At 64.7% G+C, this 12,861-nt stretch carries 13 protein-coding genes; 1 reads left to right on the forward strand and 12 read right to left on the reverse strand.

Annotated features, from left to right (window positions below; genetic code table 11):
* Window positions 1–134: 134 nt before the first annotated feature.
* The 10 genes from N6H05_RS04205 to N6H05_RS04250 all read right to left on the reverse strand — a co-directional run bounded on the left by N6H05_RS04205 (window position 135) and on the right by N6H05_RS04250 (window position 10,972).
* The gene (locus N6H05_RS04205) at window positions 135–773 is read right to left on the reverse strand and encodes a LolA family protein (RefSeq protein ID WP_004209221.1); all 639 of its coding nucleotides are present in this window, start codon (window positions 771–773) and stop codon (window positions 135–137) included.
* Window positions 774–1,180: 407 nt separating this feature from the next.
* Window positions 1,181–3,505, reverse strand: a complete 2,325-nt coding sequence (locus N6H05_RS04210; protein WP_284112827.1) for an FtsK/SpoIIIE family DNA translocase — start codon at window positions 3,503–3,505, stop codon at window positions 1,181–1,183.
* Window positions 3,506–3,736: 231 nt separating this feature from the next.
* Window positions 3,737–4,228 (reverse strand): GNAT family N-acetyltransferase, encoded by a 492-nt coding sequence (locus tag N6H05_RS04215; RefSeq protein ID WP_284112828.1) that lies wholly within the window; start codon window positions 4,226–4,228, stop codon window positions 3,737–3,739.
* On the reverse strand, window positions 4,225–5,142 hold the full coding sequence (locus N6H05_RS04220; protein WP_284112830.1) for a DMT family transporter: 918 nt from the start codon (window positions 5,140–5,142) through the stop codon (window positions 4,225–4,227). The genes N6H05_RS04215 and N6H05_RS04220 overlap by 4 nt, the downstream gene beginning before the upstream one ends.
* A 15-nt stretch (window positions 5,143–5,157) precedes the next feature.
* The gene (locus N6H05_RS04225; protein ID WP_284112831.1) at window positions 5,158–5,388 is read right to left on the reverse strand and encodes a hypothetical protein; all 231 of its coding nucleotides are present in this window, start codon (window positions 5,386–5,388) and stop codon (window positions 5,158–5,160) included.
* The gene (ispG, locus tag N6H05_RS04230; protein ID WP_284112832.1) at window positions 5,385–6,530 is read right to left on the reverse strand and encodes a flavodoxin-dependent (E)-4-hydroxy-3-methylbut-2-enyl-diphosphate synthase; all 1,146 of its coding nucleotides are present in this window, start codon (window positions 6,528–6,530) and stop codon (window positions 5,385–5,387) included. The genes N6H05_RS04225 and ispG overlap by 4 nt, the downstream gene beginning before the upstream one ends.
* A gap of 51 nt (window positions 6,531–6,581) precedes the next feature.
* Window positions 6,582–7,883 carry an OmpP1/FadL family transporter gene (locus tag N6H05_RS04235; RefSeq protein WP_284112833.1) on the reverse strand — a complete coding sequence of 434 codons (1,302 nt, stop codon included), beginning with the start codon at window positions 7,881–7,883 and terminating at the stop codon, window positions 6,582–6,584.
* A 422-nt stretch (window positions 7,884–8,305) separates the two neighbouring features.
* Window positions 8,306–9,688: a phosphoglucomutase/phosphomannomutase PgmG gene (pgmG, locus tag N6H05_RS04240; RefSeq protein ID WP_284112834.1), complete on the reverse strand. Its 1,383-nt coding sequence runs from the start codon at window positions 9,686–9,688 to the stop codon at window positions 8,306–8,308.
* A gap of 19 nt (window positions 9,689–9,707) precedes the next feature.
* Complete coding sequence (locus N6H05_RS04245; protein WP_284112835.1) at window positions 9,708–10,166, reverse strand: J domain-containing protein; 459 nt, start codon at window positions 10,164–10,166, stop codon at window positions 9,708–9,710.
* On the reverse strand, window positions 10,166–10,972 hold the full coding sequence (locus N6H05_RS04250) for a division plane positioning ATPase MipZ (protein ID WP_004209209.1): 807 nt from the start codon (window positions 10,970–10,972) through the stop codon (window positions 10,166–10,168). The genes N6H05_RS04245 and N6H05_RS04250 overlap by 1 nt, the downstream gene beginning before the upstream one ends.
* Window positions 10,973–11,080: 108 nt before the next feature.
* On the opposite strand from N6H05_RS04250, the gene panC reads away from it, so the two are divergent.
* Complete coding sequence (gene panC, locus N6H05_RS04255; RefSeq protein ID WP_284112836.1) at window positions 11,081–11,926, forward strand: pantoate--beta-alanine ligase; 846 nt, start codon at window positions 11,081–11,083, stop codon at window positions 11,924–11,926.
* Here panC and N6H05_RS04260 read toward each other — a convergent pair.
* Both N6H05_RS04260 and N6H05_RS04265 read right to left on the reverse strand, forming a co-directional pair.
* Window positions 11,923–12,057, reverse strand: coding sequence for a hypothetical protein (locus N6H05_RS04260; RefSeq protein ID WP_017499432.1), 135 nt, complete (start codon window positions 12,055–12,057; stop codon window positions 11,923–11,925). The two genes, panC and N6H05_RS04260, sit on opposite strands and share 4 nt — an antisense overlap.
* Window positions 12,058–12,229: 172 nt before the next feature.
* Window positions 12,230–12,838, reverse strand: coding sequence for a hypothetical protein (locus N6H05_RS04265; RefSeq protein ID WP_004209206.1), 609 nt, complete (start codon window positions 12,836–12,838; stop codon window positions 12,230–12,232).
* Between the last annotated feature and the right edge of the window lie 23 nt (window positions 12,839–12,861).

Here is a 12,861-nt window from a genome sequence, read left to right on the forward strand (position 1 = left end):
GGAGCGGTGTGCCGGGTAACAGGGGGGAAATCCCGGTCTGCGTCTCTCGCCGTGATCTCTATCTAGGCGATCCGATATGAGCGGCAGATGAACGATGGCAGAAAGTTTTCAGCCCATCGTTCCTGCGGCCCGCCCTAGCCGTTCGGACGGCCGCGCGGACGCGGATCGGTCCAGCGGAAGGCGGAATCAGCAACCGGCACGCCATATTGCTGGTTCGACAGACGCACCGCCGTGCGATTATTCTGCGCGTCGAGCGCGACCCAGCCATACAGCTCCAGCCCGGCCGGCGACGCAGGCTTGCGCTTGAAGATCATGGTGATGGTGCCGAATTCGGGCCGCTTGGGGTCTTTCGCCTGCACGCTCAGCACGGTCGGGTCGCCGGTGGGCACGACGGTGCCGAATTTCGACAGATCCTTGGTCGGGTCGATCAGCGCGGCCAGCGGCGAATTGCCGATCGGCCAGCGCTGCACCTGGCGCACCTCATAGTCGATCAGGGTCAGCGCCTTGCCATCACCCACGATCAGCAGCGGCACGCCCTTTTCATATTGGAAGCGGATCTTGCCCGGCTGCTTCAGGGTCAGCTTGCCGGTCAGCACCTGGCCATTGCGGTCGGTCTGGCTGAAATCGGCGGTCAGGGTGGTGACGGCGCGGATATAGGCGTTGACCTGATTGAGGTCGGACGGTGCCGCCTGCTGGGCAAGGGCATAGCCCGCCGGCACCGCAACCAGCGCGGTGGCGAGGGACAGGGCGACAGGCGCGAGGATGCGCTTCATGCAATCATCTCCGGGTTGTTCGGAAAAGGGGGCATAGGAGGTGGGGCTTGAACCCGCTGTGAACCTTGCTGTTCCATCGAAGGGAAAGGATCGATCGGAAAGACCAGACGGGGGAGAGCGGCCGTGAAATGGCTGGCTCGATCCCCCGTGCTCCCGCCTCGCCATGCCGGTCTTACCGGCGGCACCGCTCCAATTATGTTTATCGGCGCGGCAGCAGCGACGCCTGCCTAGACCGATTCGCAGATAAAAAAAAGGCTGATCCGAAGACCAGCCTGAAAAGTTTTTAGGAGAGGATGCCTGAAAGGCCTGTTCCTAATGGCTCAAAGCCTATGCTCCGACAAATGCGAAGGCCGCAAGCATGGTTGCACGGAACGCAATCGCCCAAGAAAATCAGGCATTTCGTAACGTCAGAGCGGATTTCCATTCTCGTCACGCAGCACTTCGCGGCGGCCGACATGGTTGGGCGGGCCGACCAGCCCTTCTTCCTCCATCCGTTCGATCAGGCGTGCGGCGCTGTTGTAGCCGACTCGCAGCTGGCGCTGCAGCCAGCTGGTGGAGGCCTTCTGATTCTCGAACACCAGCTGGCAGGCCTTGCGGAACAGCTGCGCGTCCGGGCTGTCATCGCCCAGGTCAACGCCGTCGAGCGCGAAGCTGCCTTCTTCGGGTTCTTCCGTGACCGCCTGGATATAATCGGGCGATCCCTGCGCGCGCCAATGATCGGCGACCACGCGCACTTCATCGTCCGAAACGAAAGGACCATGGACGCGCATCAGGCCCTTGCCGCCATGCATGTAGAGCATGTCGCCCTTGCCCAGCAGCTGTTCGGCGCCTTGTTCGCCCAGGATGGTGCGGCTATCGATCTTGCTGGTCACGAAGAAGCTGATACGGGTCGGCAGGTTCGCCTTGATGACGCCGGTGATGACGTCGACCGAAGGCCGCTGGGTCGCGAGGATCAGGTGGATGCCTGCAGCACGCGCCTTCTGCGCCAGACGCTGGATCAGGAATTCGACTTCCTTGCCCGCCGTCATCATCAGGTCGGCCAGCTCGTCGACCACCACCACGATCTGTGGCAGCGGTTGGAAATCCAGCTGCTCTTCCTCATAGATCGGCTTGCCGCTCTCGGGGTCATAACCGGTCTGGACACGGCGGCCGAGCGGCTTGCCCTTGGCCTTCGCGGCGCGAACCTTCTCGTTGTAATTGGCGAGGTTGCGGACCGAGATCGACGCCATCATACGATAGCGATCCTCCATCTGCTCCACCGCCCATTTGAGCGCGCGGATCGCCTTGCTCGGCTCGGTCACGACCGGGGCGAGCAGATGCGGGATGTCGTCATAGGTCGACAGTTCCAGCATCTTGGGATCGATCATGATCAGGCGCAGCTGGTCCGGCGTCATGCGGTAGAGCAGCGACAGGATCATGGCGTTGAGGCCGACCGACTTACCCGAACCGGTGGTACCCGCGATCAGCAGATGCGGCATCGGCGCCAGATCGGCGATGATCGGCTCACCCGAGATATTCTTGCCCAGGATGATCGGCAGGGTCGCTTCCGCACCGAACTGCTCGCTGGTGATGAGTTCGCGGAAGGACACGCCCTCGCGATTGGTGTTGGGCAGCTCGATGCCGATGACGGTGCGGCCGGGAATGGTGGCGACGCGCGCCGACAGCGCCGACATGTTGCGGGCGATATCGTCGGCCAGCGCGATCACGCGGCTCGCCTTGATGCCCGGTGCCGGCTCCAGCTCATACATGGTGACGACGGGACCGGGGCGAACCTCGACGATATTGCCTTTCACATGGAAGTCGTCGAGAACGCTCTCCAGCAGGCGGGCGTTGCGTTCCAGCGCCGCCTTGTCGATCTTCTGGCCCTGATTGGCGGGGATGGGGTTGAGCAGGTCGGCCGACGGCAGCGAGCTGTGGCCGAACAGATCATCCTGCGACACCGGCGCGGTCGAGCGCTGCACCGGGGCGGGCTTGGGCGCCTGGATGGTAATCGGCGGCTTGGGCTCGTTCGACACCTGCTTGCGCGGCGCGATCACCCGTTCGACCGGGCCGTCATCATCCTCGCCCAGATCGACCGCTCCTCCCTGTCCCGCAAAGGCGAGCGAGGGGCGCGGCAGGCTGAGCCGGGGCAGGGTCGGGCGGCGGATGGTGAAGATCGGCTTTTCCAGCGCCAGGCTGCGATACCAGACGAACAGGCCGGTCAGCATGGTCAGGACCACCAATATGCCGATGATCCAGCCCTGCGCAGCCGGCGCCTGGGCGGTCAGGCTCATCACCCCCTTGGCGGTGACAAGGCCGATCATGCCGCCCCAGCCGGAGGGCAGGCCGACCAGCGGATCGGGCTGGAACAGGGCCAGAGCGATGCCGATCAGGATAATGCCGACCAGGCATTTGCCGAACTGCGCCTTCCATCCGATGATTTCATGATCGCCCCACAAGCGACGGGCAGTAATCCCCATCAGCGGCAGCAGCAGCGCTATCGGTACGCCGAACAGCAACAGCAGCATGTCGGCCACCATGGCGCCGGGCGCGCGCATGATATTGGCAACATGATCGCCCGCCACCGTGTTCATCGACGGGTCGCTGGGCTGATAGCTCAGCAGCGCCAGCGCCAGGAACAGGGTCGCCAGAAACAGCGAGATCGCCCCGATCAGCGCGCCGCTGCGCACGATGCTGCGCTTGAGCATTTCGCGCCATTCCGGCGCGCGCTTGGCTCCGCGGCTGACAGCCATGGTCAAATGTCCCCCAAATGTTCCGTTCCGGCACAATGCGCCGAGCCAGGAGTCCTCGTCAAGCCTGCGGCCCATCGGCTCGTCCCGCCCCATCCGCAACATTGCGTATGTCGCGGGCCTGGGGCGCAGGCGCAAAATGGGCGGCGAAAGGAGATGTCGTCATGTTCGCCTCTTTCTATCCCGCCTTTGTCGTGATTGCCCTGAGCAGCTTTGCGATCGTGCTGCTGGGTGTCAGCCTGCAGGATGCGATGCGAGGACGCTGAGCGCGTCGCCATCGACGCGCTGCACGGTCCACTCGTCCATCGGCCGGGCGCCGATCGCCCGGTAGAAGGCGATGGCCGGCGCATTCCAGTCCAGCACCGACCATTCGAGCCGGGCGCAGTCGCGCGCGATCGCCAATCGGGCGAGGCGGGCGAGCAACGCCTTGCCGGCGCCGAGGCCCCGCGCTTCGGGCAGGACGAACAGATCCTCCAGATAGAGGCCGGGACGCCCCTCGAAGGTCGAGAAATTGTGGAAGAAGAGGGCAAAGCCGATCGGCGCGCCATCATGCTCGGCGATCAGCACTTCCGCCATCGGCCGGGGTCCGAACAGATAGCGGGCCAGCGTCTCGCGGTCCGCCTTCACTTCATGGGCCAGCTTCTCATAGTCGGCGAGCGCCAGGATGAAATTTGCGATCGCATCGATATCCGTCGATTGCGCGTCCCTGATGATGACCTTGCTCATGCCGCTCCCGCTTCCACATGGGCGATATCCGCCCGTTTCGTGCGCGCGGCGATAAGGCAGCCGGCGACGATCAACAAGGCACCGGCAAGAGTGGTGAGCGTCAGCTGCTCGCCAAAGGCCAGCCAGCCGAAGATCGCGGCCCAGACGAAGGCGGTATATTCGACCGGGATCAGCCGCTGGGCCTCTGCACGCGCATAGGCCCAGGCGAGCGCGGCGAGAGAGGTGAAGGCCAGAACGGCAGCCAACAGCACCAGCGGCACCGCCGTTCCGGTCGGTACGATCGCCCAGGCCGGCGCGCCGATCGCGAACACGCCCAGCATGACCAGATGCTGGAAGAAGGCGACCTCGATCGGCGAGGCAAGCTGGGCCTGCTGGCGCTGGAGGATCAGGTTCCAGGCGAACAGCATCGCCGAGAGCAGCACCGCGCCGGCGCCCATCAGCGCGTCGCCATCATAGTCGCCGCGCATCCGCCCCGACAGGATGATGCCCACCCCGACCAGACCAAGCAGCGAGGCGCCGATCGCCTGCCGACCGATCCGTTCCTTGAGCAGCAGCGCTGCCAAATAGAGCGCGATCAGCGGCGCGATGAAGGAGAGGGCGATGGCTTCGGCGAGCGGCAGACGCATGATCGCCCAGAAGAAGAAGCTGGCCATCAGCGCGACCACCACACCGCGCAGCAGATGCAGGCGCAGCACGGAGCGGTTGGGCCAGCGCTGGCGGGTGGCGAGCATCAGCACCAGCCCCAGCAGGCTGCCGGTAATCGCGCGCCAGAGCAGCGCGTTATAAAGGCCGATCGAGAGGCTGAGCCCCTTCATCGCCGCGTCCATCACCGAAAAGAGCGCGACGCCAAGGCAGCAGATGAGGAAGGGCAGCAGCACGGACGGGCTGCGGGGAGAAGAAAGCGGACGATCCATCGATGGATAACGGGATCAATCGCGACCGGGGCCGACGATCCTGCCGATATGCAATTCGTCGATATGAAGCCGGGTAATCTGCGCCTTGCCGATGCGCAGCCGACCGATGGCCAAGGCGCCAACCGCTATTGCCCCCAATGCGATCGCGCCCAGGGCCAATGTCCCAAGGACGGACGCGCCGACCGCCTGCGCACCCGTGGCGCTTGCGCCATGGGCGATGGCGGACCGGTCGGCGCTGTCCGTCATTCGGCTGCCTGGACCTGTCCCGCGTCGCTCGCCGCCGCCTCGATCTCGGCCGCCTTGGCCTCGACCAGCCTGACGATATGGTCGACCATGTCGGCGTCCTGGATCGTGTGATCGGTGACGCCCGACAGATAGACCATGTGCTTGCCATTGCCGCCGCCGGTCAGGCCGATATCGGTCTCACGCGCTTCGCCCGGACCGTTGACGACGCAGCCCAGCACCGAGAGCGAGAGCGGCGTGTTGATATGCTGCAACCGTTCTTCCAGCGCCTGGACGGTACGGATCACGTCGAAGCCCTGCCGTGCGCAGCTGGGGCAGGAGATGACCTTGACGCCGCGGGTGCGGATGCCGAGCGTCTTGAGCATCTCATAGCCGACCCGCACTTCCTCTTCCGGTTCGGCCGAGAGCGAGACGCGGATCGTGTCGCCAATGCCGGCCCAGAGCAGGTTGCCGATGCCGATCGCGCTCTTGACCGTGCCGCCGATCAGGCCGCCGGCTTCGGTGATGCCCAGATGCAGCGGGCAATCGACCGCATCGGCCAGCTGCATATAGGCCGCGACCGCCAGGAACACGTCGCTCGCCTTCACGGCGACCTTATATTCGTGGAAATCCTGGTCCTGCAGCAGCTTGATATGGTCGAGTGCGCTTTCGACCAGCGCTTCCGGGCAAGGCTCGCCATATTTTTCGAGCAGGTCGCGTTCCAGGCTGCCGGCGTTGACGCCGATGCGGATCGAGCAATTATTGGCCTTGGCGGCGTCCACCACTTCCTTCACCCGCGCGGCCGAACCGATATTGCCGGGATTGATGCGCAGGCAGGCAGCACCGGCATCGGCGGCTTCCAGCGCGCGCTTATAGTGGAAATGGATGTCGCCGACGATCGGCACGCGTGCGGCGCGGACGATCTGTTTCAGCGCCGCGGTCGATTCCTCGTCGGGGCAGGACACGCGGATGATGTCGACGCCGGCATCCTCGCAGCGACGGATCTGATCGATCGTCGCCTTGACGTCATGGGTCAGCGTGTTGGTCATGGTCTGCACCGTGACCGGCGCGCCGCCGCCCACGGGGACGTTGCCGACCATGATCTGCCGCGACTGCCGTCGGGCAATGTCGCGCCAGGGGCGCAGGCCGGGATTATGTTCGGACATGAAAAGGGGCTCCAGATCTCTGGAGCCCCCTATAAGCATTAAAGCGGCTTTTTAGAAGCGCGCGGTCAGCGATGCGGCAACCTGGTCCGCATTGCCGCTGGTCTGTGCCAGGGTCGTGGCGGTGACGGTGGCCGGCGACGGGTAATAGCTGTCGGGGCGGATGATGTTCGCCTTTTCCACCCAGGTATGGGCGTAGGCGACGTTCAGCGCGAAGGCCGGCGAGATATTCCAGGTCGCGCCGCCGGTCAGCCACACGCGGTCGCCATCGGGCACGCGGGTGGTCAGATGCTGCGGATTGGTCGGCGAACGGTCGAACATGGTGCCAGCGCGCAACGTGAAGGCGGGGCTGAAATCATATTCGCCGCCCAGGCTGACGCTGTAGCTGTCCTTGTAATCCAGTTCCTTGTTGGTGGTGCCGGTGGCCGAGGTGACCGCGATCCCCTTGAAGCTGGACCAGCCATACCATTTGCCGGTGATCATCGCGCGCAGGTTCGGCGTCAGCTTGTGCATGAAGGACACGGTGACGATATCGGGCAGGTCCAGCGGTGCCGAGGCATCGAACTCGCCATTGGCGGCGCTGAGCGGCGTCACCAGACCGGAAATGGTCTGGGTGCCTTTGAGCTTGTGGTTGATGCCCGACCGATAGTGGACGCCGACATTGGTGGTGCCGTTGGTGTAGAACAGGCCGGCGTTCCAGCCGACGGTCCAGTCATCACCCTTCAGCTTGGTGAAGCCGTCGGTGGTGACCAGCGGCGACACCTGCGGCAGCGCGTTGGTCAGGTTCGCCTTCACATATTGCACGTCGACGCCGCCGCCGATCGAGAAATTGTCGTTCAGCTTGAACGCGGCCGACGGCTGGATGTTGTAGGTCTTGAGATCGGTGTAGATCGAGTCATAGCGACCGAAGAAACCGTCATCATATTCCAGCTTCAGGCCGAAGGGCGCGTTGACGCCGAGGCCCAGCCACAGCCGGTCGGTGACCTGCGCCGAGGCGTAGAAATTGGGGACCGGGATGACGCTTTCGAACGGCTGGCCACCGTCATTGCCGGTGACCGGCACGCGGGCGGTCGAACCGGGGATCGAGCGGTAGCTGCCACGGTTGGTCTGGTGGGCGGAAGCCATCAGCGCGTTGACGCCGGCCGAAACCTGGACGCCCGACAGCTGGGTCATGGCGGCGGGGTTGAAATAGATGGTCGAGGGATCGTCACCTGCAGCGGCGCCGCCAGCCATGGCGCGGCCGGTTTCCACCGGCGACTGTTCCTGAAGATAGAAGCCACCGGCCAGCGCCGGCATCGGTGCGACGATCGCGCCGGTCAGCAGGATGGTGGGAAGAATGCGACGGCGAAGGGACATGGCGTTTCCTCTGCTAAAAACTCATTTGGCCATTTGGTGCGGGCGCTTAAACGCCTCATGCGACTTATGGAACCATGCGCATAACAGCTATTCCGACGATTTCTACAGGCGGGAATGACGGAATTCCGCGATTTTTCGTCCATCACCCCTGATTTCAAGCGGCTGGACGCTACGGCAACTATGTCGTTGTTGCGCGAACATCACAGGTCAAAAAAAAAGCCGCCCCGAGGGACGGCTATGAAGTTTTAGGAGAGGATGCCTGAAAGGCGAGTTCCTTTTGCGGCCAGGCGGCATTCGTCGCAAATGCGAAACATGATGGCGCGATTGCATTTCATGCAACCGGTGTCACAAGGCCATGTTTCCCTAAGGGAAATCCCGCATGAAATAATGATAGCGATATCAATTTTTCGCGTTGCGGCAGGCTATTTTGCTGCTTGCAATCGCTGATCGATGCCCGAATCACGCAAATGGGATTCGATTTCGGCCAGAAGACGCGCCAATCCCGCGGCATCCGATGCCTCCGCCCGTGCGGTCAGCGCATTCTGGGTGTTGGACGCGCGCAGCAGCCACCAGCCATCGATGGTGCGGACGCGGGCGCCATCGATCGATTCCACGATTGTGCCGGATGCAATCAGGCGGTCGCGCAGTTCCTCGATGATCGCGAACTTGCGGTCTTCGGGCACGGCGATGCGGATTTCCGGCGTGTTGACCATTTCGGCCATGTCGCCGCGCAGGTCGGTGACGGTGCGGCGCAACCGGGCCGCGGCGCGGATCAGGCGAACGGCGGCATAGAGTCCATCATCAAAACCGTAAAAATCGTCGGCAAACATGATGTGGCCGGTCATCTCGCCGCCCAGCGGACTGCCAATCTGCTTCATTTTGGACTTGATATGGCTGTGCCCGGTCTTCCACAGCACCGGCTCACCGCCCAACCGTTCAATCTCGTCGAACAGGGCCTGGCTGGCCTTCACATCCGCGACGATCGGGGCGCCGGGCCGATCCTTCAGCACCACCTGCGCGAACAGGCCGAGCAGCTGGTCACCCCAGATGATCCGGCCGAGGCCGTCGACCACGCCGATCCGGTCGCCATCGCCATCGAAAGCCACGCCGAAATCGAGCTTCCTGGAGAGGACAAGGGAACGAAGATCGGCCAGATTCGCTTCTTCGGTGGGATCAGGATGATGGTTGGGAAAATTGCCGTCTACATTGGTGAAGAGCAGATGATGCTCACCCGGCAGGAGTTGCACCAGCTTCTCCACGACCGGTCCTGCGGCGCCATTTCCCGCGTCCCAGCCGATCCGCCAGGCGGCGCCGTCGAAATCGCGCACCAGCCGTTCGACATAGGCCGGCATGATATCGACATCGCGCACCCGGCCTTCGCCCGTCAGCCAGTCGCCGGCCGCCGCCATGGCGCCGAGCTGCTGGATCGCCTCGCCATGAAAGGGCGCATGATCCAGGACCAGCTTGAAACCATTCTGATCTGCGGGATTATGGCTGCCGGTCACCTGGATAGCGCCCGCCACGTCCAGTTCGGCCTCGGCATAATAGAGCATCGGCGTGGGCCCCAGGCCAACGCGCAGCACATCGACGCCGCTGTCGGTGAGGCCGCGCACCAGCGCCCCCTCCAGCATGGGCGAACTCAGCCGCCCGTCATAGCCGACCGCGACCGCTGATCCGCCGGCGCGCCGCACCCAGGTCGCGAAGCTGCGCCCCAGCGCATAGCCGTCCGCTTCCCCGAGCATCGGGCCGACAACGCCGCGCATATCATATTCGCGCAGCAGGGTCGGGTGGAAGCGGTGGGCCATATAGTCCTTTCTGGGGCAATCAGCCGGCGGACGGACGATCCCGCTCGGCAAGGTCGGCAAGCAGCAGGTCGCGCGCGGCATTGATCTGGGCCGCCAGCGCTTCGGTTCCACCCTTGTCGGGATGGACCGAGGCGATGAGGCGGCGATGCGCGGCGCGGATATCGGTTGCGCGGGCGTCCGACGACAGGCCGAGCAGGGCGCGCGCGCCCTCCACGTCGGCCCTGTCAGTCTGCACCGGCGGCGCAGCCTTGCGTCTGGCGCGGTTAGCGCCCTTCTTCGCCTTGCCCTGCGACGCGAAGAAAAGGGCCGCGCCCAGCAGGATCGGCGCGCCGAGCGCCGGCTTGCCCTTGGCCGCCAGCACTGCGCCGACCAGCGCCGCCCCCAATGCCATGCCATCCTTGGTCGACATGCGCTGCAATCTCCCGGTCCAGATGAGCCAGCCCGCCAGGCCGATCAGCACCAGCGCGATCAGCCCCATCAGGCGGCGCCGAGCATGTCCACGGACGCGGCATGATCGCCGGTCGGCAAGGCCAATCCGGCCACCATCTCGCGCAGTTCCTGGCGCGCGGCGATGTGGCTGATGCCCAGGTCGCCCAGATGTCCCTTGTCGAGCAGGGTCAGGCCCGAGGGGAAGAGTTCGCGGAAGATGACGCGCTCCGACAATCCGGGAATGACGCGGAAGCCGACCCGGCGCGACAATTCCATCAGCGCATCGCCGACGCGCTTCTTGTTGCGGGCATCATGATGCTGGACGCGGTTGCGCAGCACCACCCAGTCGATCGACACGCCATCGGCCTTGGCCCGCGACTTGCGCGCTTCGAAGATGAGTTCGGAATAGAAGGACAGGCGGCGCACCCGGAAGGTTTCGGCATCGACCTGGCCGATCAGGTCGAAGTCGACGAAACTGTCGTTCATCGGCGTGACCAGCGTGTTGGCGCGGGCCGCCATATGCCGGGCGAAATCATCGTCGCGGCCGGGCGTGTCGACGATCAGGAAATCCTTGCCCTCCGCAACCGCCGCCGCCTGTTCGTCGAGCGCGGCGACATTGTCGCCCTGAAACACCGCAAAGTCGGGCGCCGACAGATCGATGCCGCGGCGGCGCGCGGTTTCGGCGCGGTTTTCCATATAGCGGGTGACGGTGCGCTGGCGCGGGTCGAGATCGATCAGGCCGACGCTATGGCCGAGCGCGGTCAGCGCGATCGCCGTGTGGACGGCGGTCGTCGACTTGCCGGTTCCGCCCTTTTCATTGGCGAAGACGATGAGGTGCGTTTGCGCGTTCGCCATCGGACCTTGATAACCCCGTGTTTGTCGCTCTAGATTCTTGACGGTCCCGTGGCGCGAAGCCTAGCAGGACGCCCCTGTGTCCCTGCCCTTATCGGAGCCCCTCGTCCCGTGCAAATTCTCCGTGACCTTTCCGCCCTGCGTGCCGCCGTCGCCGCGCTGAAGTCCGACGGAAAGAAACTGGCGCTGGTTCCCACCATGGGGGCGCTGCATGACGGGCATATGGCGCTGGTCGAGGAAGCGCGCCGCCATGGCCGCCATGTCGTGGTGTCGATCTTCGTCAATCCGCGCCAGTTCGGCCCGAACGAGGATCTGGACGCCTATCCCCGCCGCGAGGCGAAGGATGCGCAGCTGTTGCAGGCCGCCGGCGTCGACATCCTGTGGGCGCCAAGCGTGGAAGTCATGTATCCGGCCGGCTATGCCACCAATATCCGGGTGTCGGGGGTGAGCGAAGGGCTGGATGGCGCGGCGCGGCCGGGCCATTTCGACGGCGTCGCCACCGTCGTCACCAAGCTGTTCAACCAGGTTGCGCCCGATGTCGCGATCTTTGGCGAGAAAGATTATCAGCAGCTCGCCGTGATCCGCCGCATGGTTGCCGACACCAATCTGGACATCGAGATCATCGGCATGCCGACCCAGCGGGCCGAGGATGGTTTGGCGCTGTCGTCGCGCAACGCCTATCTCAGTGAACAGGAGCGCAAGGATGCGCTGGCGCTGCCGCGCGCGCTGGGTGAGGCGAAGCGGCAGATCGAGAAGGGCGAACCGGTTGAGGCAGCACTGGCGAAGGCGATCGCCACGCTGGCGACCCATGGTTTCGCCCCGATCGACTATGTGACCCTGTGCGACGCAGACAGCCTGGAGCCGATCACGACGCTCGACCGTCCGGCACGGCTGCTGGGCGCGGCGAAGCTGGGCAAGACCCGGCTGATCGACAATATCGCGGTCGATCCGGCCTAAGCCGAAAGTCCGCGCTTGAGCAGGACAGCGGCAAGGACGAGCAGGCCGACCACCGCCCAGCCCTCCCAGGTGCGGGGACCATAGCCCCAGCCGATACGCTTGGGGCCGAACCAGATGCGCGGGTCATTCATGGGCGTCTCCGCTTAACTTCGCACATTTCCCGCACATTTTGACATTATGTTGCGCGGGGGCGATCCTATTCGCCTGTCACCCGATCGGCGACACTCCCGCTATAGCATGGCCATGTCCGCGTAGGACAGCAGCCCGAGGGACCGGGGCGAAGGCCCCGATCCCCCCTGTCGATCAGAGCGCGCCAGCGGCCGGAGCGGCGGTTCCTTCTGCCGGCGTTGCGGCAGGGGTCGCGGCGATCGGCGCCGGCGTCGCCGCCGCGCTGTCGACCGAGAAGGCCAGATCCTCGTCGAGGAAGGCGGGGATGATCGAGCCTGACGGGATGTTGGCGCTGGTGCCGGTGGTGAAGAAGCCGGCGACCGGGATCAGCGCGATCGCACCGACGACGCCGGCGGTGCCGGTCACGCCCTTGTCATTGAAGGTGCCGGTCAAGCGCACCTGCCGGCCCCCCAGCCGGACATAGAGCACGCGGCCCTCGATGAAGCCGGACTTGCCCCACATGCCCTTGTTCCGCACGCTGGTGATTTCCGCGATGCCGGGCGTGCCGGCGGGGATCACCACATTATTGCCGACCATCACGGCTTCGGCGGTCTCGATATTGACGCGATCGCCGACCTTCACCGCCTTCTTCTTGGTGGTGAGTTCGACCAGCGTGCGAACGGGCACCTTGGCACCGGCGCGCAGGACATTGCCATCGACGGCAGGCGCGATGGTGACGGCAGGCTGCTGCGCAGCCGCCATCGGCGCGGCCAACGCAGCCGCGCAGAAAAACAGACGAATCATGATACCCCCACAGAAAGTCCGCA

Source organism: Sphingobium sp. WTD-1 (genome assembly GCF_030128825.1).
GTDB lineage: Bacteria > Pseudomonadota > Alphaproteobacteria > Sphingomonadales > Sphingomonadaceae > Sphingobium.